This window comes from Clostridium sp. ATCC 25772 (assembly GCF_001573875.1).
In the GTDB taxonomy this organism is placed as follows: Bacteria; Bacillota; Clostridia; order Clostridiales; family Clostridiaceae; genus Clostridium_J; species Clostridium_J senegalense.
Map to the genome: position 1 here is coordinate 21,473 of NZ_LFRG01000025.1, position 23,406 is coordinate 44,878.

Below are 23,406 nucleotides of genomic sequence, written 5' to 3' on the forward strand. Positions count from 1 at the left end.
TAACTTCTCCTTAAAACTGTTAAATTATATTTTTAATGTTATATATTATATTATAATTCTTTTTTATGCAATATATAACAATTAGTTGCAAATATAACTATACTAAATATAATTAATACACTAACTTGAGAAAAAGTATATATTTTACTTTGAAACATCATATTAGTTGAATAAAATGGTAAATTTTCTATTATTGTTTTTACACCATCACTTAGTCTTGAAGATTGTAACGCATTTGCGAAAAGAGCTAATATTAAATCAAAATAGCATATATAAGTTACTATTGCACCAATATTACTATTATCAGCTAACATAGTTATTAAAAATATACTTAAAGCTAAGCTACAGCTATAAAGAATAAAATATGATAAATCTTTTATACTATTTATAAAATTCATTGAATCTAAACCTGTATTAGAAATGATACTAACAATTATAATTCCTAAAATAAGTGCTATATAAAATATAATTGAATTTATAATTATTGATATTAATTTAGATAGAAATATTTGAAATCTACTATAAACTCCTGAGTATAGTACTCTATTAACATTTTTTTCAAAACCTTTTCCTAATATGAAAAAATTAGTTATTAAGATTCCATAGGACAACATGTTGTTAAAACTCCCTGAAAAACTTTCTATATTACGGCTTCCCAATATAGCCATTAAACAACATATTATTATAATTAATAATATGTTTCTATTTTCCTTAAATACTTTTCTTTCCTTTAAAGTTAAATCAAAAATTTTATTCATATCTATTTTACTCCTTTTACAAATTATTTAATTTCTCTTTTATTCATTATTAATAAGGAAATTATAAAAAATGCTATTCCCCAGCAAATCATAACTAATACTCCATTTAAATTACTTCCATTCATTAATTCAGAAGTTATATAAAAAGGTGTTTTAGTAAATATATATAAGCCTGTTGGTACTTCCACTAACTTATTAACCGTTACTACAAACGCTGCTGCCAAAAAATTTACTACTCCTAAAATCAAGCTACCTACAACTACAGTTATTTTTGTTTCATAAGTTATAGATACTATAACCATAGCTAATGCCCCTATAGTGAACGTTGTTGCCACTAAAGCTATTAATAATCTTAGATGATTTAAATGTACAAAACTTTCAACGCCTAATTTATTAGGTATTGAAAGTGCTGCAAACAATCCGTTAACCTCTGTTGTAATCCACACTATTACCCCTAATAAAATTAAAGAAATTATTTTAGAAATCATTATTTCTGTTCTTGTAAAAACTCCTGAAAATATTGTTTTTGTTGTATTATGTTCTATATCATTTGCTAATACTAAAAAGCTTAGATATACTATGCCAACATATAACATACGCAAAAATTCAAAATTATAACAATTAATATCATATCCACCAGGTTGTATAAAGAAAATCCACATAGCCGAATATATAAAGCATAATATTGTTCCTAAAATATATTGTTTAGATTGAAGTATGTTTTTAATAGTTTTCCAAGATAAATTTAATAATTTAAACATTTATATCACCGCCTACTGTTTTCATAAATTTTTCTTCTAAACTTTCCTTCTCTTCATAAACACTTGTAAATAAAATTTCATCATTTATAAGTTCTTTTATAATTTGTTGAATCTCAATTTTATTTTTTTGTATTTTTACTTTATCTACATCTTCAGTTGAAAACTCTATATTTTTTTCTTTAAAAAATCTTTTAAATTCTTCTATATTTTTAGTTTCAAAAACAGTAGTAGCTATTTCATCACCTTTGTTTTTTAAATCTTCACATCTAATTACTTCTCCCTTTTGCATAAATATAACTCTGTCACAAAGCATCTCAATTTCTGAAAGTATGTGACTTGATATTAAAACTGTAGTTTTCTTTTTTTCTGAAATATATTTTATAAATTTTCTTATCTCTATTATTACATTTGGATCTAATCCATTAGTTGGCTCGTCAAGTATAAGTAATGGCGGATATGACAGTACTGCCTGTGCAATACCTAATCTTTGTCTCATACCTAAAGAATATGTTTTTACTTTTTTATTAATGGCATCTTCTAAGCCTAGCATCTTTACAATTGTAGAAATTTCATCATTATTTTTCACTCCTGATATTTGAGAGAAAAACTCTAAATTTTCATATCCAGTCAAATTAGGATATAATCCTGGAGTTTCTATAACACATCCTACTTTTTTTGTTTTACTTTTTTTCATGCTCATAATATTTTCATCTTGTATAAATACTTCTCCATCATACTTAGTAGTAAGTCCAGTTATTATTTTCATAATAGTTGTTTTTCCTGCTCCATTTGGTCCAACTAAGCCAATAATTTCACCTTCATTCATAGTGAAATTAATATTTGAAAGCACAGTCCTTGTTCCATACTTTTTAGTTACATTTTTTATTTTTAAAATATTATTCATAATTTCTCCCCCTAGTCATTTATGTTTGAATCTATTTATATTTTATCGCCTTATTAGCACCCTATCCATTTCATTACATAACAAACTGTACCTATAAACTTACATTTTTGTTATATTGTAATGTTTATTTTCTATTTTTACTTTATTATAAAGAGAAATGTATTTATAATTGTATTGTAAGTAAAAAATGTATTTTTACGGTAAGGACGGTGTATTATGTTTAAGATACTTATAGTGGAGGATGATTTAGATTTATCTAATCAATTAACTATTCATTTAAACAAATGGGGTCATAATTCAAAAGCTGTGGGAAACTTTCAAAATATTTTGCCAGAATTCAAAGCATTTAATCCCAATTTAATTCTTTTAGATGTAAATTTGCCTTTCTATGATGGTTTTTACTGGTGTAATGAAATAAGAAAAATTTCAAAAGTACCTATAATTATTATCTCTTCTAGAGATTCTAATATGGACATAATAATGGGAGTTAACTTCGGTGCAGATGATTACATTAGCAAACCTTTTTCTTTTGATGTGCTTTTAGCAAAAGTTAATGCTATTTTAAGAAGAAGCTATAATTTCACAAGTGAATCTAATGATATTTTGGTACATAATGATGTAACTTTAGATTTAACTCAAGGCATTGTACATTATAATGATCAATCTATAGAACTTACTAAAAATGAACTTAAAATTATTTATATTCTTATGAAATATAATAAACAAATTGTCTCTAGAGATAAAATTATGGAAAAACTTTGGGATAGCTCTTGTTTCGTAGATGACAATACTTTAACTGTAAATGTAAATAGGTTAAGAGGTAAACTTAAAGAACTGGGATTAGAAAATTTTATTGAAACAAAACGTGGCATAGGATATATAATCAGTTAAATGAATTTTTTAAAATTTATTAAGGACAATAAAACCTTTTTTATATTTGACACCAGTTTTTTAGTATTTTTATATTTAATTATCATTTGTTCTCCTATTACAGGAGATATCTTTAACATATTCTCATACATATTCATAATTAATATTTTATTTTCTTCTTTATACTTGTTGTATTTATATAATAAAAGAAAAAAATTTTTAGTATTACTATATTCATCTTTAGAAAATAAAAATTTCAATGAATTATCTAAACTAAATAAAACTTATGAAGAGAGTTTATATCTTAATTTATTTAAATCTCAAAATATGATATATGAAGATACTTTGAAAACTTTTATAGATGGATATACTGAAAATGAGGAATTAATAACATTATGGATTCATGATATAAAAATCCCTATTTCTATAATTAAACTAATTATAGATGAAAATATGGATTTGAGCTTTGAACCAACTCTTAAAGACATTGATTTTCAAGTTAGGAATATAGATGATTCTTTAAATAAATTACTTTATTTAACCAGATTAGATGATTTTGATAAAGATTTTATAATATCAAATGTTAATGTAAAAAAAATAATAGAAAAGGTTATAAGTAAACATGCTAAGTATTTCATATCAAAAAAGCTTAAATTGAAACTTATCAATTTAGATTATTACATATTAACTGATGAAAAATGGCTATTTTTTGTAATTGATCAATTAATAAGTAACTCTATAAAGTATGTTAATTACAATGGATGTATCTTAATAAGATGCCATATAGAAAATAATAATCTTATTCTTACAATATATGATAATGGCATAGGTATTAAACAAGAAGACCTTTCAAGGGTTTTTAATAAAGGCTTTACAGGAAATAATGGAAGAGTTAATACTAAATCTACTGGTCTTGGACTTTATCTAGTAAAATCTTTATGTGATAAAGTAGGCTATACTATTTTTATTAAATCTAAAATTAATTGTTATACCGCTGTGTCAATTGGTTTTCCTAATTTTTCTGATAAAAAAATATAAGAGGAAAGAAGCTCAAAATAATTAAAGAGCTTCTTTTCTCTTATATTAAATATTGTATAAATACTGTTGCTAATCCTAAGAAAAAGAAAAATCCTAAAACATCAGTAGCTGTTGTTACAAAAACTGCTGATGCTAATGCTGGATCTATTTTTAATTTTTTAAGTGTCAATGGAACTAAAAATCCTGCTGTCGTAGCTACTGTCATATTTAAAATCATAGCCAGTCCAATAACTAATCCAAATACAGGTTTTCCAGACCATAATCCACCTATTATAGAAATACATATCCCAACTGAAAGTCCATTAGTTAAACCTACACCTATTTCTTTAAAGAAAATCTTTTTAGCATTTTCAAAATTTAATTCCCCTAGGGCTAATCCTCTAACAACTATTGTTAATGTCTGAGTTCCTGCATTTCCACCCATTCCTGCAACTATTGGCATAAATGTAGCTAATATAACAACTTTACTTATAGTTCCTTCAAACATACTTACTGTTGCTGAAGCTAACATAGCAGTAAGTAAATTAACAAATAACCATGGGAGCCTACTTCTTACAGATTCAAAAAGTGTTCCATTAACCTTTTCGCTTTCACCTACTCCACCTAGACGATGTATATCCTCAGTTGTTTCATCTCTTAAAACATCTATTATATCATCAACGGTTACAATACCTAACATCTGCTTTTCATCATTTATAACAGGCATTGTTAAAAACCCATATTTTTCAAATCTATGTGCAACTTCTTCCTGGTCCATGTCATGATGAACACTTATAACGTTGCTATTTAAAACATCAATAATTATTGTATCAAAAGGACTTACAACTATTTCTCTTAATGATACAACACCCTTTAACTTTTCATCTTCATCTACAACATACAGATAATATGCACTTTCTGCATTTGGAGCAACTTTTTGAAGATATTTTAATGTTTCTTTCACAGTCATATTTTCTTTAATTGAAATATATTCTGTTGCCATTATACCACCAGCTGTATCTGGCGCATAAGTAAGCAATTGTTTAACATCTTCAGCTTCTTCAACTGGCATGTTATCTAAAATTCTCTTAGATTCAATTTCATCTAAGCTACCTAGCAAGTCTGCGATTTCATCAGATGACATTTCTTTTAATATATTTTTTTGCTTTTTCTCGGAAAAATTCACCAAAAGTGCATATTTTTCTTCATCATCTTCTTCGTCTATAACTTCTGCGATTAACCATTCTGGTATTCTATGAAGTATTTTGATTACATCTACAGCCTCTATTTCATGTAGTACATCTAATATGTCTGCTGGATGTATATCCTCTATTATTTCATCTATTCCCTTTTGTGAACCGTAAAGTAATAACCTTTTTAATTCTTCTCTGTCCATTTCAAGTTTCATCAAACTCCTCCTTTAAATTAAGAGAAGCCTTGGAATAAAAAGTGTATAAATGAATTCAAAGCTACTCCTATATATTTACTTGTAAAATTGCACCTACTATAAGGGTCGCTGTCCATTTATATCACCTCCAAAATTTATAAAAAGATATCAAATATCATTAAAAACAACAAAAAAGACCTTCCAGCTCCTTGCTAAAAAATCTAGTATCTTTTAGTTGTAGAGCTTTAGCACTATAAAGCTTAGACTTGTCGTCAGCTACATTAAAAATTACCTTTGCGATAATTCCTGCTAACCCATTGGAATCTCTCGATTTTTCTGGGCAGTAGCATGTGTCTTTATAGGAGCCTCACCTAACAATTCAATTTTTCTTCCACATATAATATTATTCCTTTAAATAATACATGTCAAATCAAATTTTACATTTTTGAATCAACGTATAAATTCCTCATGCTATTGTTTCTCTAAATTTATAATAAAATTTTCATTAATAAATTAAATCAAAAACACAACTAAATAACAGAAAAGGATATTCAAAATAAATTTTGAATATCCTTTTTAAATAATTAATTATTTTCCTTTAACAAAAGTTCCTTCTTTCATTATTACGTCCATTTTATCTACGGATATATTTTTTATATCTTCTAATGGATTCCCATTTATTACAAGAATATCAGCAAATTTTCCTTCTTCTAATGTTCCTGTTACTTTATCTATTCTAAGCATTTCAGCTCCATTTTTAGTAGCAGCCATTATTGTTTCCATTGATGTTAGACCTGCTTTATTTAATGCATACATTTCAGTTATTGCATATTTACCATATGGAGTTAAACTACTACAAAACGAATCTGAACCTACTGTAATTCTAATACCTTTTTTATTTGCATTTTGAAGATTATCTATTATACGATTTAATTCTTTTTCTGCAATTGTTGCACCTGGATATTTATCATGTATTGGTCTATATGGTGGTTCATATACTGTAAACCACTCAAAGAAAAATTGAAGAGTTGGACAGAAAGTTATATCCTTTTCTTTCATTATCTCAAGACATTCCTCATTTAATTCTTGTCCATGTATAATTGCAGAAACTCCTGCTTTACAAGAATTTAATGCTCCCTCATATCCTTCTGCATGTGACCAAACTGGTAATCCTACCATTTTACATTCATCAACAACAGCTTGTATTTCTTCCATACAATAGTGTGAATCTGCTTTAGCATCTAATCTCCATATGCCTCCACCTGTTGACCATATCTTAATTGCATCTGGATTTTCACGTAATCTTCTTCTTATAGCCTTACGAAGTTCCCATGGTCCATCGATACGTTCTGCCCAAGGATGAGAATTGTTATTGTAGTCTAACGGTAATCTATGTGAATCACCATGTCCTGCTGTTCTACAAAATCCTAATCCTGTAGTTACAACACGTGGTCCTGGTATTATACCTTCCTCTATCATATTACGAATATGTATTCCTGAACGTGAAATTTCTCCTACAGATGTTAATCCGTGTTCCAATGCTTCACGTGCTTGAGCAACTGCTACTATTGTTTTTTGTATAGGTGGCTCAAGTACCCAATCACTATCATTATCAGTTAAGTTTCCACTAAAGTGAAGATGACTATCTATTAATCCTGGCATAATAGTCTTGCCAATTATCTCTACTTTCTCATAATCATCCTCAATCCTTTGCATTTCTCCAGCATAAACGATTTTCTTGTCTTCAACAAGTACTAGTGAATTTTCTATTGAATCTTTTCCTGTTCCATCTATTAGCAATCCGCCAACAAATGCAATTTTACTCATAAAAATCCCCCCTAAATTGTATAGGTTTACCCTCGGATGTTTTAAATTTATTAATATTAAAATTGTTTAAACCTATGCAAATTTTTTAAATTTCATTAGGCATATGAAAAGAAATAAGATATCAAACATTCAAAGCATATTTGTCACAAGACAAGAAGATGAAATCAAGTCATAGTTGGACTATATGTGTATTTTACCAAAAAAGTATTCGTAACAAATAAGCGAGAATACTAATCTATTATTTATTCAATCATGCCTTATATTAAAACATCACTTTTAGTATATATTAATTGGGATTTTTTATCTATATAAAATTTAAACTTTATTAACATAAATTTAAATTTTATGTTATATTTTCTTGTTGAATAATTTTTATAAAAAAACTGTACTAAGTTCTATAATTTTCAACTTAGTACAGTATTATTTAAATTACTTTTTGATTAATATTTTACTGTTTTTTATTAAAATATATCCTATTAAAAATACAATACAATTAAGAATTACACATGTTATTAAAGCACTATTTAGAGATATTTTCGCAAAAAAACCTATTATTATATTACAAACTGCAGCTACTATGTTACCTATCATTGCGTAAGCTGATAATATTGTAGCTCTATTAATAGAATCTATACTGGCATTTTTTATAGTTTCTGTTAATGGTTGTGTAATTGCAAAAGATCCTTCAATAATAAATATTAATACTATTGTTATATAAGAAATATTAGTAACTATCAACATTGCATTAGCTATAATGATTAATATTAAAGCTACAATATAAGTCTTGTTTCTTCCTATACGTTTTTTCACTACATGTGCTCTAATTGCTATAAACGTAGCAATTTGCATAAATGCCGCTAATATTCCAAACCACTTCATGTCTATTCCACTTCTTATATACAGTGGTTGATTTAAAAATACACAAACACTATGAGTAGTTTCCGAAATAACTGCTATTAAAATGATAAAAATCAAAATTTTTTTATTTACCAACGAAGATTTTAAACTTTCTATTATAGTTTCTTTTTTTTCATTACTCTCAAATTTAACATCTTTTAAAAAGAAGCTTAATAAAAAAGTTACTACATAGGCCATTATTGTAGCTAATGCTAATAAATCTAAAGATTTTTTAACCATTACCCCACTTAAAAGTGATGATATTAGAAAACCTAATGTAGAACATGCACTATATCTTCCGAAAGTCTTATCGCTATCTTCTTCCTTTATAGATCCATATAATATTGCACTATCGCATCCTGAAATACCTGAAATAGCTAACGCAGCTAATATTGCTTCTAATAAAAACATATTAAATGAATTTGCATAATAAAAAGCTACTTTTGACAATAAAAATAATCCAAAGGAAATATTCAAAGTCTTTTTATATCCTATTTTATCTCCAACAACACCCCAGGGAATTTCAAAAAACATCATAAGTAACACAAATATACTTTCTAAAAAGAATATTTCATTTAACTGAAGCCCTCTATCCAATCTATAAATAGTTGCAAAAGCTCCATAAAACACTAGCCCTTGAAAAAAAGCTATAATATATAATATATATTTATTTTTTAATCCTTTCATAATCGCCCTCCATTATTCTAAACACCTAGGATTCCAAGTTCTATTTTTAATCTATCTAATCTTAGTAAAATTATTTTTATTAATAAATTAAATTTGAAACTTATATTCCTATATTTATTTGCATAACAAATAGACCTAAAAATCTAGGCTCTTTTAAAATTCACATCACAAAAATTATACTTCTGTAATGTTATTCAACTTGTTAGTACAAATCAATGTTTAGATGCGACCATAAAGGCATTCCCCTTTCAATTGTATATTTAAGTAAATTATACCATAATATTTAATCTTGCTTTTAAAAATTTTTTGTTAATTTTCCTTTTATATACTTATACTAAATTAATTATTAAAAATTTAATTTCTTAGTCACATTGTGAATTACATATTAATATATTACTAAGAGAAAGAAAGTATTTTAATAAAAATTAATACATTTAAACTTTTTTATGTTACTTTATAAATTTAAATTTATTAGGAGTTGAGCATTTTGAAAAAATTAATTTGTATTTTAATTTCTCTATGCACTATTACTTTTATTGGGTGTTCTAATAATTCTAACGAGAATTTAAAACCTAAGGATACTTCTAAGGCTGTCAATTTGCAAACAAAAAAAGATTCATCTAAAAAAGATGTCAGTAATTCTACAAATAAAAAAGAAGCAATTCCATCTAAAGATGCTTCTAAATCAAATGATAGTTCAAAAGATGTAGAGACTATAGTTAACAACCTTTCAAAAGAAGATGATTCTAATAATGAAAATACATCTAATTCAGAAAAAGCAAATCCTGAAACTGTTAAAGAAAGTCCTTCTATTTCTGAATCTGAAATCATGAATCTTATAAATAATGGTGAACAAGCTTTAAGGTCCATATTTAAAGGCTCTGCCTATTATTCCAAAAACATTATAATTAAAAATGATGTTTATTATGGTGAAGTTACTGATTTTAATTCAAGAGAAGAAATGGCTGATTCTTTAAAACCTTATTTCACCAATGAAACTATAAACTCACTTTTAGATAAATATTTAATAACTGAAGACGGAAAATTATATTTTACTATAGGAGATGCTGGTAGACGAGTTAACTATGCTGATTCTCAAAGAAATATTGAATACAATGAAAATCAAATAACTGTAACTTTTTCTCGTGTATATTCTGAAAATGACATAGGCAAAGAAGTAAAAACTCTTCAACTTATTGATGGCAAATGGTTATTTACAAACTTTTGGTATGTTTAATATAATTTATATAAGATAATATACTTTATGTTCTTTCATTTTTAACCAAAACTTTTTTAAATTATTATGCTAAGTTTTCAACTTAGCTTTTTTGTATTTTCAAATTTGTTATAATGTGCTGCTTTTAGTGATATACTTATTATATAAGTTTAATATTATTGGAGTAGAAAATGAATTATATAATTTTTGATTTAGAATTTAATCAAATCACAAATACTAGCAAAAATGATTTAAAATCTAATACTGACTGCCCTTTTGAAATAATCCAAATTGGAGCAGTAAAATTAGATGAAAACTTTAATTTAATTGATAGGTTTAATTCTTTTATAAAACCACAAATATACTCTGAACTTAATCCTATTATTGAAAAATTAACTTCTATAAATATTAATATTTTAAATAATGGTGATAATTTTGAAGATGTTTATAATTCCTTTACTAATTTTGTTTCTTCTAATGATATCTTTGTTGTTTGGGGAGCTTGTGATATGAAAGAATTATTTAGAAATGCCAAACATTATAATTTAGATGATTCATTATTACCTAAAAAATTTATTGATATTCAGAAATATGCATCTAAATACTTTAATTATAAAAAAGGTAAAGTTATAGGATTAAGTACAGCTATAGATTTACTATCTATTTCTGTTGATGGAAATTTTCATAATGCTTTAAATGATGCTTTATACACATCAGAAATATTTAAAAAATTATATAAAAATGATATTATCCCAACCATATATGAGATTACTAAAAGTACTAGTCGAAAGACTAATAGTACTTCCAAGGTTGATTTAGAAGGATTACTTAATCAATTTGAAAAAATGCTTAATAGAAAAATTACTAAAGAAGAAAAATATATAATTAAAACTGCATATTTTATGGGCAAAACTAATCAATTTAATGTTGATTAGTAATAAAAGCTATGAAATTTATACAAATTTCATAGCTTTTATTCTATACTCAAATAAGTTATTCTTGTTTAAATCTTTCTATTATATCGTCAACTATATATTTACTAGCATTACCATCTCCATATGGATTATTAGCCTTTGCCATTTTATTGTATTTTTCTTCGTTATCTAATAATTCTTTAGTTAAATTATAAATGTTTTTTTCTTTTGTTCCTGCTAATTTTAACGTTCCTGCTAATATCCCCTCAGGTCTTTCTGTAGTATCTCTTAAAACTAAAACAGGCTTTCCAAGTGATGGTGCTTCCTCTTGAATTCCACCACTATCAGTCATTATTATATATGCTTTATTTAAAAAATTATGAAAATCCAATACTTCTAAAGGTTCAATAAGATGCACCTTTTGATTATTACCTAAAACTTCATTAGCAATTTCTCTTACAATAGGATTTAAGTGCACAGGATAAACCACTTGAACATCATCAAACTCATCAACAATTCTCTTTATAGCCTTAAACATATTTTTCATAGGTTCTCCTAAATTTTCCCTCCTATGAGCAGTTAAAAGAATCATTCTGTCACTTCCAATTTTCGCAAATATAGGATGATAGTATTCATTGTTTACTGTTGTTTTTAAAGCGTCTATAGCTGTATTTCCTGTAACATATATGCTTTCTTCTTTTTTTCCTTCTTTAATTAAATTTTTCTTAGATATTTCAGTAGGTGCAAAATGCATATCTGCTATTATCCCTGTAACTTGTCTATTTACTTCTTCTGGAAATGGAGAATACTTATCATAAGTTCTTAGTCCTGCCTCTACATGACCAACCGCGACCTGATTATAAAAGGCTGCTAAACTACCAGATAGAGTTGTTGTTGTATCTCCATGAACTAAAACTATATCAGGTTTAACTTCTTTTATAACCTCATTTAATTTTTGTAATGCATTTGTTGTTATATCAACTAACGTTTGACCTTTTTTCATTATATTTAAATCATAATCTGGATTTATATCAAATGCAGTTAACACCTGATCTAGCATTTCTCTATGCTGTGCAGTAACACAAACAACACTTTTAATATTTTCTCTACTATTTAATTCTTTTACTAAAGGTGCCATTTTTATTGCTTCCGGTCTTGTCCCAAACACAGTCATTACCTTTATCATTACATTTCCTCCTTCAATCAATACACTTTTAATAATAACCTTAAATTCTGTTTATTATATATCTGCTTATAGTATTATACTTAATATTATTTTTTATATTATAATTTTACAATATATATTACCTTTTGTATCTATTATACTTAAAAACTCTTTTTTTACACAAATTTATATACATTACTAATTTTAGGGTATAAAAACAGGAAATTTAATATAATTAAATTTCCTGTTTTCTGTAATAATTTATTTATCATCTACAAATTTTGATATTAGCATTGTACAAACTGTATTTCCTGCTGAATTTATAAGTGTAGCAGGTGCATCAATAATTGTTGCTATAACAAGCATAATAGCTAATCCTTCTGGTGGAAATCCAAATATACTTAGAATTAGCATTTCGCCAATTGCTCCACCACCTGGAACTGCACCTACTACAGCTCCAATTAAAAGACCAACAATTAAAATTATAAATAATGTACCAAAATCATCAGTACTTCTTCCAAATATCCCAAATAAGAACATTATCTTAAATATACCACCTACTACGGAGCCGTCTTTGTGTATGTTCACTCCTAATGGCATAATAATATTAGCAAGAGTATCTGAAACTCCCATTTTTTTTGCTGCTCTAATATTAGCAGGAATACACGCTGCACTTGAACAAGTAGCAATTGCTGTAATTGATGGTTCTGCTGCATTTTTCCAAAACAATTTTATACCATTTTTCTTACCTGCTACGTAAGCATAAAAAGTAAAGAATCCAAAGTAATATATAACTGTTATAACTAAATATAATACAAATACTTTAGCATACCCTTGTAAAATTTGACTACCTAATTGCCCTATAACTGAAGCAAAGTAAGCTCCTAGTCCAATTGGTGCATAATACATTATTAAACTCATCATTTTCATTGTTACTACTGATCCACTATTTAAAAATGAAGCAAAGGGTTTACCATCTTCTTTAGATAACATTGTAGCAAATCCAACTAACATAGAAAATATTATTAATGCAAGAAGATTACTTCTTGATAATAACTCTGAAAAATCTTTTACCGTTATACTGGAAACAATTTTTTCAAATATACCAACATGTTCAGTTGCATTACCTTCAAAATTACTCATAATCTCTTTAAATATAGATGGATCCAATCCTTTAGTTGGGTCAAATAATTTAAAACTTACAACACCTATAATGCCTGCAATAGTAGCAGTAATAGCAAAAACTACTATAGTCGTTCCTAAAATCTTACCAAGCTTTTTAGAATTATCCATGTTAGCAATAGCAGAGGATATACTAAAAAACACTATAGGTACTAATAATGAAAATATTAAATTTAAAAATAAATTTCCAAAAGGCTCAAAAACTATAGCTTTTTCTCCCATCGTTAATCCTATAATTCCACCAATAAAAATTGATGCAAGTAAAATTAATGATGACTTATAATTTTTTAAAAATTTCACTCTCATCTTACCTTTCTACATGTTTATTAAATAAACTCATAAACAATCAATTCAAAACCCCTTTTTATTATACAAGTTACAGTCAAACTTGAAAATATATTAATGTAACTTGGTATATTTTGTATAAAATTAAGTTTTAATTTATAATATTATAAATATAAAAATAGTTTACAAATCCAATTGTTATTTAAAAAATGCTTAAAAATGATAATTAATTTACCATCCCTAAGCATTGATTTCATAAATTATAATTTAAACACAAATAAATTGAAGTTTAAGTTTTCATACTTATTTACTACTGTGCAACATCTATAAATTTAAATTCTTTTACATCAAATAAACCTTTATCTGTTATTTTTAAATTTGGTATTACTGGTAATGATAAAAATGATAATGTTAAAAATGGATTAAAATCTATATCCGGCGCAATTTTTTCTACTGCTTTATGTAAATTATTTAAATCCCTAACTACATCTTCACTACTTCTTTTTGTTATCAATCCACCTATTTCTAATTGTATAGACGCTAACACCTTATTATTATGTGCAACTATTATCCCTCCACCTATTTTTTCAAGTTCTTTAGTTGCAAATAATATATCCTCATCATTACACCCTGCTACAATCATATTGTGAGAATCATGGGCTATAGTTGTAGCTATAGCTCCTTTTTGTATTTTTAATCCGTTTATTATACCTAACCCAATATTTCCATTTCCTTTATGTCTTTCTATTACTGCTATCTTCAATAAATCCTTAGTTATATCACTTTCAAACTTTTCTTTATTTGTTAATTCACTTTTATTTATTTTCAAATGATTACTCTCTAATTTATTTGGTATAAGACCTATGACATTTATATAATTTTTATTTTTTAAATCTATGGAGAAACTTTTTAAATCTAAATATGGTAATTTAACACTATTATATTCATCAAAATTATAAGTTTTATTTTTTAAGTCCCAAACTATTTTATTATCCTTTAAAACAACTTTTCCATTTTTATATACCATATCGATTAAGAAATTATTTAAATCACTTAAAATCAAAAAATCTGCTATATACCCTGGTGCTATTGCCCCTTTATTTTTTATTTTATAACATTCAGCAGTATTTAAAGTGGCCATCTGTATAGCAGTTTCTGGCTTTAAACCATATTCTATAGCCATTCTTATAGAATGATCTATACTTCCATTTTTTATCAAATCATCTATGTGTTTATCGTCTGTACATAGACATACTCTTCTAGAATTTGATATACTAGTTGCTTTTATTAATTCTTTAAGATTTTTTGCAACTGTTCCTTCTCTTATTAAAACATACATTCCTCTTCTAAGTCTTTCAATAACTTCTTTTGCATTATGACACTCATGATCTGTTGTTATACCTGCAGTAGTGTATGCATTTATCATATATTCATTAAATCCAGCACCATGACCATCTATTACTAAATTTCGCTCTCTTGCATCACATATTTTGTTAATCATTGAATCTTCACAGTTAAATACAGCTGGACTATTCATAACTTCAGCCAAACCTAAAACATTATCTTTTTCATATAAAGGTAATAAATCTTCACTTTCTAAAACTGCCCCTGAACTTTCAAATCCCGTAGCAGGTACACAAGAAGATAACATAAAATAATAGTCTAATGGTAAATCATTACTCAATTCCATCATAAGTTCTATTCCCTTGGCACCTAAAACATTTGCTATTTCATGAGGGTCTGTAACCATTGATGTTATTCCATGTTTAACTGCAGCCTTGTAATATTCATTTGGAGTTGTTAATGATGATTCTATATGTGCATGTCCATCTATAAGCCCTGGACATATATATTTTCCAGTTCCATCTATTATTTCTTTTCCATCATATTCCCCAAGACCAACTATATATCCATCTCTAATCGCTACATCACATATAAATGTATCATTTTGAAATACATCAACTACTGTTATATTCTTTATTACTAAATCACTTAACTCTTTATTTATTGAGCTTCGAATTTGTCCTTTTAATATTTCTTTTTTCATTATTCAATCCACCTTATAAAATATTTAACCTTCGTGGATATAAGACTATAAGTGAATTTTTTCAACTTATATACGGTTTCTAGTTCACTTTTAAAATTGCTTTAAAATCTGAACAGACCTAAAAAGTTATGCAAGCTTTTAGTTATTTAACAAACTTAATTTAAAGCTCGTAACACTATATACTTCTCAATTAATAATAAACTTAGCCAAGTATATTCTGTCTTCATAGCTATACTATTTACGGTAGTATTGTAGAAACGTCTAACCCATATTATTAGACTTATACGAAGGTTATTGTTCCTATTATATTTAAAAGGATTTTTTATGTCAACAGAAAAGTTTTTTTAACATAAAAATAGATAGTAAATTGTATAAAAATTTACTATCTATTTTATAAACTAGCCTATTTTCTTAAATTTATTTTTGTTAATATATAAAATAATTCCAGCACCTAATATTAAAAATATTACTCCTAGTTCAATCATATCTTTAGTACCATATTTTGAACCTGTTTGTGGTAAAGTTTTATCATTATTCTTTTTATTATTTGTGCTATTTTCTTTATTACTAGAGTCCTTATTTGGTTTTTCTTCAGGTTTAATCTCTGGTTTTCCATTAGGATTTTCTTTTGAATCATCCTTAGGGTTTTCTAGTTCTGGTACAAAATCTTTTATATCATCCCATGTTATACTTCTTATGTTTTGACTTCTTCCATCTTCACTTGTAGGTATATTTACTTTTCCTTCGTTAATAAGGCGAACTGCAGCCTCTCTTTTATCTGGATCAAAATTATAACCTGTAATCTTCCAATTATTATCTACATCAGGTTGTATTTTGCCACCTTTTTCATTTATTATATATTCTCTTATTAAATCTCTAACTGCACTAACTTCATCATCTGCTGTTTTGTGTATAACTTCTACATTATCATCTTTAAATAAATCGCCTAAAAGTCTAGTACTTGTTCTATAATCATTAGCTGTTAAGTAAATCACATCATTATCATTAACTTTAGTTCCATCTTCATAAGTTAAATTTTCTATTCTTTGTCCAGTTGGCTTAGATATATTAATGTCATAATTAACTCCCGCAAACATATCATATTCATATCCTCTCATTTCAGGATTAAAGGATACTGTTAAATCTCCATCTTTATATTGATTATAATAATTTGCTGACCATTCCATATATTTTTTAAGTTGAGTTCCATTAATCTTTAAAGTATATAATGTATTATCAAACTTATATATTTTAACCACATCACATTTTCTTATTGTTCCTTCATTAATATTAGCACTTGGACTAAATAATGCTGCTGAAGTAATATTCCTTGCTCCCTCTGGAATATGTTGCTTCGTGTAATGTAGCTGTGTGTTTAGTATTAAATCCATAACTGCAGTATCTTGTATTTGTCCTTGAGTTATTCCCTTAATCTCATCTTGTGGAGCTAAATTTCCGCCTGTTAAAGTCCCTATAACTTGAGTAGCTTCTTCTACTGCTTTATCATGGAAAGGTTTAAGTTTTTCATTTAATTCTTGATCAATAGGATAATCTTTTACATTTACAATATCAGATTGCTTATCAATTACACTATATTTTCCATCTTTATTTTTGCTTACTTTTAAATTAATTTTCGAAACTTGTTCCCCTTGTTTACCTGGTTCTGTTATTAATACTCCATTTACAATATCTCCTGGTATTTTTGAATGTGCATGACCACATATTATAGCTGCTAATTCCGGGCAAGCATTTGCTAAATCTGTTGCATTATCCCCATCAATATATTCTTTATCTTTACCCATGTGAACTGTTGCAATTATTACGTCAGCTTCATTATTAGATTTTATTTTATCTATTGCTTTTCTTGTTTCAATTACAGGATCAGTAACTTTATACCCTTGCAACTTAGGACCATCCCATTTTAGTATATTTGGTGTAGTCATACCTATGTTAGCAATCCTTACCCCATCTATTTCTTCAACTACATATGGCTGACCTAATAAGCTTTCATCTGCTTTATAAACATTTCCACATAAAACCTTCATTTTTTTAGGCTTATTTACTGTTTTTTCTACAACTTTATCACCATAATTAAACTCATGATTTCCTAATGTCCAAGATGTGTAACCAATCTCGTCCATAGCGTATAACATTGGATGTATATCATCATTTATAAACAAGTCTGACATATTATCTTGTACGGTGTCTCCTGCGTCTACTATTATTGTATTTGGATTTTCAGATTTAAGCTGTTTAAATAATGATGATATTTGAGTTAACCCACCTTTTTTTTGTTCTTCATTACTTGCATAATCATGAGACATAAACCATCCATGTAAATCAGATGTTCCTAAAACTTGAATTTCTTTAACCTCATCATTAGCAAATGCCTTTGTTGGAATACTTCCTAAAGTTAATGAAGTTACAATAGATAAAGCTACAACTATTGCTATTTGCTTTTTTCCTTTTAATTTTTTAAACATAAGAATCCCCCATCATAATAGATTTATTAATTTATGTATCTAAAAGTGGATAATTAATCTTTATCTTATTAATTATCCACCTTTAACTTATTTTTAATTATACTTATGCAACATCGTTTTTATCTTTTTTCTTGCTTACTATCATTATAAATGCTGCTGAAGATACTAATATAAATCCTAACATTAACATATCAGTATTTCCTCTTGCGGCACCTGTTTGAGGTAATTTACCTTCTTTCTTTTTATTATTTGAAGAAGGTTTAGTAGCTGGTTTTACTTGTGGTTTCGCCTCTGGTTTTACTTCTGGTTTCACCTCAGGTTTTTCTTCAGGCTTTTCTTCAGGTTTTTCTTCAGGTTTTGGTCCTTCAACAAGATTATTTCCATAAGTATGTGATAATGTACCTTCTGTTTTGAATTTTTCTACTAAAGAATCTCTTAATGGAACCATTGTATCTTTAACATTTATGGCTCCTGAAAAGTCATAATTATCTCCACCACCGTAGATCATATCATTAGTTGCTAATGTGTAATACTTGTCCATTTCTACTGGTGTTCCATCTAATAAATCCATTGAAAGTATTCTATCTCCAAACTCTTTACTTGGCTCATAATATACCTTTAAACCATAGAATTGACCCCAACCATAGTTAGCTGGTGCTATTCCATTTTCTATAACTTTTTTTAAATCTGAACCCTTTATTTCCATAGTTACAAGTGTATTATCAAAAGGTAATACTGTATACATGTCTCCCATAGTTAAAGTGCCTTTTGATAATGGTGCTCTTATTCCTCCACCATTCATGACACAAATTTGGGTACCTGCAACTTCTGCTAAATTTTTACTTACAAACTCACCAAGTTCAGTTAATCCCTTGCTTCTATCATGAGGTAAGTCTACTGTTAAATCTGCTATTTTTTCATCTAATAATGGTTTTAAATCTAATAAATAATTATCTACCATATTTTTAGTTTCTGCATCTTCAACTAATGTATCTGCTCTTTCATATAAAACATCTACAGACGGTGCTATAGATTTTATAGTTTTATCTTCATTTAAATTTATCTGAAGTTTTGCTATTGCTCTACCATTATTCATACCTTGTACTATAGGTACATCATTTACTATTCCTGAAATTTTAGTATGTGAATGAGCTGATACTATAGCATCTAATCCTTCTACTGATGCCAAGTTGGCAACTTCACCTGTTATACTTCCATCTTCAGATTGTTTTCCACCTATATGTGTTAGCGCTATAACAACATCTACTTTTTCTTCTTCTTTTAATTTTTTGCTTAATTGTGTAGCGATTTCTACTGGATCTTTAAATGTTAATCCTTGAATATTTTCAGCTTTAGTTGCAATTGCAGTATCTGGTGTTATAAGTCCTATAAATCCTATTTTTACACCATCAACTTCTTCTATAGCATATGGTTTCACCCATGAAACTGTATCGTTAGTTGAATCATCATAAAGGTTTGCTGCTAAGAAATTAAAATCTCCTTGTTGTTGCCAGCTAGGTATCTTATCTCTTCCCCAATCAAACTCATGGTTACCCAATGCAGAATATTTAAGACCTAATATCTTTATCATATCTGCTACAGGTTGTCCTTCTTTCAAGTTAGACATAGGACTCCCTTGGAATAGGTCCCCACCACTTACTACTACAGTATTAGGATTTTCACTTTTAAACTTTTTTAATTCTCCTATTAATTTTGCTGCTCCAACATTTTTTCCTGATTCTTGTAATGCACCATGAAAATCATTGAAACTTAAAACATTGATAACCTTTTCACTTTCGCTAGCCAATACGTTTTCTGCATCAAATTGGAAAACAAGAGAAAATATCATTATAAATGCTAGCAAAAACGAACATTTTTTCAAACTTTCTTTTCCTTTCATAAGTACCCCCCTTAATTAAATGTTTTTGTAATAATTATACACTATTCAATTAAATATTGTAACACTTTTACGTATTTTAACTTATATTGTATATTATTTGTCGAAATTTGAAACAATTATATATTTAAATTTAGATTTTGATATATAGGGTTCCAAGTTTACTTTTAAAATTACTCATTCCCAAACTTGGATACCTAAAATAGTGAGACATGCTCTGAATCACTTGAAACTCAGCACTATATTTTCTATAAAAATATTTTAAGATTGTTGAATAAATTTAAATTGGAGCTTTTGTTTCCCTATATAATTTAAAAAGCTATTTAAAATATATAGCAAATTATATTTTAAATAGCTTTTTCGTCATTTAATTATGATAATCTATAGCCTTAGAACTCTCTACCATTTCTTTTAATGGAGCTAAAACATGATTGACATGATATGGATGATATTGGTAAGTATTCATATCATCTAAGGAATTAAATTTTGTCACAAGTGCAATATCATAAGACCTTTCTGTATGTAATTCATCTACTCCTACTTCTAAGTATTTTAGGCAATCTATTTCTCCATTCATACTTAAAAATATTTCTTTTGCTTTTTTTAGATTTTCTTCACTTGGATTTTTTAGTTTAAAAAATACTATATGTGTAAACATATAATCATCCCCTTATTTAGGCAAAATCGAATAAATAATAGACCAGTATTCTCGCCTATTTGCCACGAACACTTCGTCATTAAAATCCAGACATAGCACCACTATGACTAAATTTCATCTCCTTGTCTCGTTATAAATATCCTTCGAATTTTTGGTATCTTATTTTCTTTTCATATGCCTCAAAATATTATTTTTTTAACATTTTAGCTGACAGCATTGCCTTTGCTATTAACAATTTATCACTATTATAAATAGATATATCTACTTTTGAATAGTATCTTCCTACATCCACAACTTCTGCATAAATATCTATAACTCTTCCCATTTGAACAGGTTTCATAAAATAAGATGAAAAACTATCTATTGCAATATTGGCGTTTATATTATTTTGTCTTAAAGCCATAGTTCCCATAGTGGATAGTAGCATATTTAATGCATTCCATGAAGCTGTTCCTAGCGAATCCAGCATTTCTGGAATAATCTCACCCCAAAAATGAACCTTATCTTTACTTGCCTCAAATTTAAAATTTTTTATTATTAAATCATCCATAGTTTCACCAACATGTGGCTGTCTAATAGCTATCTGCATAGCTTTTATTACATCTTCACGTGAAATAACTCCAACTAACTTATTTCTATTTACAACAGGGCATAACTTTATACCTTCCCATGCCATTATATGAGCAGCATAAGCAAGTGTAGTTGTTGGCATTACGACTATAGGCTTTTTCACCATAATTGTATCTATTATATCTTCATCGCTAGTATCATTAGGTAAATCTGCTAATGTAACAATTCCTACGACCCTTGTCTCACTATCTATTACCGGGTATCTTTCATGACCAGTTTCTCGCACTAACTTTTTTAAAGTTTTTATAGTATCACCACTACTAAGACAAGTAGGGCTATTCCCCATAATATCTTCTACTAAAATTATATCTTTTTTTATGTTATTTTCAAACAAAGCTTTATTTATCATACTTGCTACTGTGAAGGTATCGTAAGTTGATGATATTAATGGTAGTCCATTTTTGTTAGCCAATTCTTTTATTTTATCACTACACTCAAAACCTCCAGTTACTAAAACTGCACATTGTTTTTCTAAAGCAAGCTTTTGAGCAAGTTCTCTATTTCCAACAATAAATAAACAATCTGCATCTATATATTTATGTATACTTTCAACTTCCATAGCACCTATTACAAATCGTTCTAACGTTCTTTCTAACCCAGCACTCCCACCTAAAATTGTGCCTTCAACAATGGCTACAACATCTTTAAATGTTAGTTTATCTATATGTCTTTTTTCTAATTTTTCTACTCTCACCGTTCCAACCCTAGGTATTGTATTTACTATTCCTATGGCTTCACATTCTTTTATAGCCCTATATGCTGTTCCTTCACTAACTCCTAAATCATTACTTATTCCTCTTACAGAAATTTTAGTTCCTATATCTAAGGAAAGTATGAATTTTATAATTTCTTCATGTTTTGACATAAACTACCATTCTTCCTTCCTAAGTTCTTCAGCTATTTTTTCAATTCTTCTTAATCTATGATTTACCCCAGACTTACCTACAGGTGGATTAAGCATAGCACCTAGTTCTTTTAATGATTCATCTGGATAATCTAATCTTAGTTCTGCTATTTCTCTTAAATTCTTAGCTAGTCTATTAAGCCCTATTTCCCTTTGAATAAGCTTTATACTTTCAATTTGTCTTACTGCCGCATTTACAGTTTTACTTAAATTAGCAGTTTCACAATTAACAAGTCTATTTACATTATTCCTCATTTCTTTCATTATTCTTATGTTTTCTAATTGTAAAAGAGAACTATGAGCACCTATTATATTTAATAAATCTACAATTTGTTCTCCCTCTTTTATATATACAACATAACTACTTTTTCTTTGTATAACTTTAGAAGACAATCCATATCCATTTATTAATGTACTTAATTCATTAGCATAATCTAAATTATGAGTTACAAATTCTAAATGATATGTTTTTTCTGGATTACTTATGCTACCTCCTCCTAGAAATGCACCTCTTATGTAAGCTCTTTTAGCATTAATATCTTCAACCATCTTTTTAGAAATTGTATAATTTAAACTAAAAAAACTTTCTTCAGTAAGTATACCCACATCTAAAAGTAACTGTTTTACATTCATGTCTTCTTTTATCATAACTATATAAACATTATTTTTCTTTAATGAATTACTTCTTTTTACTATTACTTGAGTGTGTATATCAAAATGCTCTTTTAACAACTTGAATATCAATCTAGCTATAGCAGGATTTTCAGTTATAATTTTAAAATTCAAGCTCCTATTAGCCCCTATGCCTAATGTGCCGCTAGCTCTCATTATACCTGAAAGCTCTGCTACAGCTTCTTCTTTACTTAATTCTACATATCTACAAACTTCATTTTTTACCTTTAGTGAAAATGACATCT

18 protein-coding genes and 2 riboswitches are annotated in these 23,406 nt (G+C 27.4%); of the genes, 4 read left to right on the forward strand and 14 right to left on the reverse strand.

Annotation, left to right across the window (positions count from 1 at the left end):
• Window positions 1-50 precede the first annotated feature (50 nt).
• The 3 genes from AZI32_RS10535 to AZI32_RS10545 are packed head-to-tail and all read right to left on the reverse strand — an operon-like array spanning window position 51 to window position 2,423.
• Window positions 51-758: a hypothetical protein gene (locus AZI32_RS10535; RefSeq protein ID WP_061995801.1), complete on the reverse strand. Its 708-nt coding sequence runs from the start codon at window positions 756-758 to the stop codon at window positions 51-53.
• Between the two features lie 23 nt (window positions 759-781).
• A complete protein-coding gene (locus AZI32_RS10540) occupies window positions 782-1,519 on the reverse strand; it encodes a hypothetical protein (RefSeq protein WP_061995802.1) in 738 nt (245 codons plus the stop codon).
• Window positions 1,512-2,423 carry an ABC transporter ATP-binding protein gene (locus AZI32_RS10545; RefSeq protein ID WP_061995803.1) on the reverse strand — a complete coding sequence of 304 codons (912 nt, stop codon included), beginning with the start codon at window positions 2,421-2,423 and terminating at the stop codon, window positions 1,512-1,514. The genes AZI32_RS10540 and AZI32_RS10545 overlap by 8 nt, the downstream gene beginning before the upstream one ends.
• A 216-nt stretch (window positions 2,424-2,639) precedes the next feature.
• Here AZI32_RS10545 and AZI32_RS10550 point away from each other — a divergent pair, with 216 nt between their 5' ends.
• Both AZI32_RS10550 and AZI32_RS10555 read left to right on the forward strand, forming a co-directional pair.
• A complete protein-coding gene (locus AZI32_RS10550) occupies window positions 2,640-3,314 on the forward strand; it encodes a response regulator transcription factor (RefSeq protein ID WP_061995804.1) in 675 nt (224 codons plus the stop codon).
• Window positions 3,315-3,638: 324 nt separating this feature from the next.
• Window positions 3,639-4,331, forward strand: a complete 693-nt coding sequence (locus AZI32_RS10555; RefSeq protein ID WP_162266739.1) for an ATP-binding protein — start codon at window positions 3,639-3,641, stop codon at window positions 4,329-4,331.
• A gap of 40 nt (window positions 4,332-4,371) precedes the next feature.
• On the opposite strand, the gene mgtE is transcribed toward AZI32_RS10555, so the two are convergent.
• From mgtE to AZI32_RS10570, 3 genes are all read right to left on the reverse strand, one after another.
• Complete coding sequence (gene mgtE, locus AZI32_RS10560; protein WP_061995806.1) at window positions 4,372-5,718, reverse strand: magnesium transporter; 1,347 nt, start codon at window positions 5,716-5,718, stop codon at window positions 4,372-4,374.
• Between the two features lie 202 nt (window positions 5,719-5,920).
• Window positions 5,921-6,083, reverse strand: a riboswitch (M-box (ykoK) riboswitch).
• Window positions 6,084-6,285: 202 nt separating this feature from the next.
• Complete coding sequence (locus AZI32_RS10565) at window positions 6,286-7,524, reverse strand: amidohydrolase family protein (RefSeq protein WP_061995807.1); 1,239 nt, start codon at window positions 7,522-7,524, stop codon at window positions 6,286-6,288.
• Between the two features lie 429 nt (window positions 7,525-7,953).
• A complete protein-coding gene (locus AZI32_RS10570) occupies window positions 7,954-9,108 on the reverse strand; it encodes an MFS transporter (RefSeq protein ID WP_061995808.1) in 1,155 nt (384 codons plus the stop codon).
• A 487-nt stretch (window positions 9,109-9,595) separates the two neighbouring features.
• Here AZI32_RS10570 and AZI32_RS10575 point away from each other — a divergent pair, with 487 nt between their 5' ends.
• Both AZI32_RS10575 and AZI32_RS10580 read left to right on the forward strand, forming a co-directional pair.
• Complete coding sequence (locus AZI32_RS10575; protein WP_061995809.1) at window positions 9,596-10,345, forward strand: DL-endopeptidase inhibitor IseA family protein; 750 nt, start codon at window positions 9,596-9,598, stop codon at window positions 10,343-10,345.
• 170 nt (window positions 10,346-10,515) lie between these two features.
• Window positions 10,516-11,259: a 3'-5' exonuclease gene (locus AZI32_RS10580; RefSeq protein WP_061995810.1), complete on the forward strand. Its 744-nt coding sequence runs from the start codon at window positions 10,516-10,518 to the stop codon at window positions 11,257-11,259.
• A gap of 58 nt (window positions 11,260-11,317) precedes the next feature.
• On the opposite strand, the gene wecB is transcribed toward AZI32_RS10580, so the two are convergent.
• From wecB to whiA, 8 genes are all read right to left on the reverse strand, one after another.
• A complete protein-coding gene (gene wecB, locus AZI32_RS10585) occupies window positions 11,318-12,424 on the reverse strand; it encodes a UDP-N-acetylglucosamine 2-epimerase (non-hydrolyzing) (RefSeq protein WP_061995811.1) in 1,107 nt (368 codons plus the stop codon).
• A 240-nt stretch (window positions 12,425-12,664) separates the two neighbouring features.
• Window positions 12,665-13,885, reverse strand: coding sequence for a dicarboxylate/amino acid:cation symporter (locus tag AZI32_RS10590; RefSeq protein ID WP_061995812.1), 1,221 nt, complete (start codon window positions 13,883-13,885; stop codon window positions 12,665-12,667).
• Between the two features lie 295 nt (window positions 13,886-14,180).
• Window positions 14,181-15,917: an adenine deaminase gene (gene ade, locus AZI32_RS10595; protein WP_061995813.1), complete on the reverse strand. Its 1,737-nt coding sequence runs from the start codon at window positions 15,915-15,917 to the stop codon at window positions 14,181-14,183.
• A gap of 206 nt (window positions 15,918-16,123) precedes the next feature.
• Window positions 16,124-16,225: riboswitch (purine riboswitch) on the reverse strand.
• 90 nt (window positions 16,226-16,315) lie between these two features.
• Window positions 16,316-18,400 (reverse strand): 5'-nucleotidase C-terminal domain-containing protein, encoded by a 2,085-nt coding sequence (locus AZI32_RS10600; protein ID WP_061995814.1) that lies wholly within the window; start codon window positions 18,398-18,400, stop codon window positions 16,316-16,318.
• Between the two features lie 103 nt (window positions 18,401-18,503).
• A complete protein-coding gene (locus tag AZI32_RS10605) occupies window positions 18,504-20,300 on the reverse strand; it encodes a 5'-nucleotidase C-terminal domain-containing protein (protein ID WP_061995815.1) in 1,797 nt (598 codons plus the stop codon).
• 364 nt (window positions 20,301-20,664) lie between these two features.
• Complete coding sequence (locus tag AZI32_RS10610; protein WP_061995816.1) at window positions 20,665-20,955, reverse strand: Dabb family protein; 291 nt, start codon at window positions 20,953-20,955, stop codon at window positions 20,665-20,667.
• A gap of 187 nt (window positions 20,956-21,142) precedes the next feature.
• Window positions 21,143-22,450, reverse strand: coding sequence for a DRTGG domain-containing protein (locus AZI32_RS10615; protein WP_061995817.1), 1,308 nt, complete (start codon window positions 22,448-22,450; stop codon window positions 21,143-21,145).
• 3 nt (window positions 22,451-22,453) lie between these two features.
• A complete protein-coding gene (gene whiA / locus AZI32_RS10620) occupies window positions 22,454-23,404 on the reverse strand; it encodes a DNA-binding protein WhiA (RefSeq protein ID WP_061995818.1) in 951 nt (316 codons plus the stop codon).
• Window positions 23,405-23,406 lie beyond the last annotated feature (2 nt).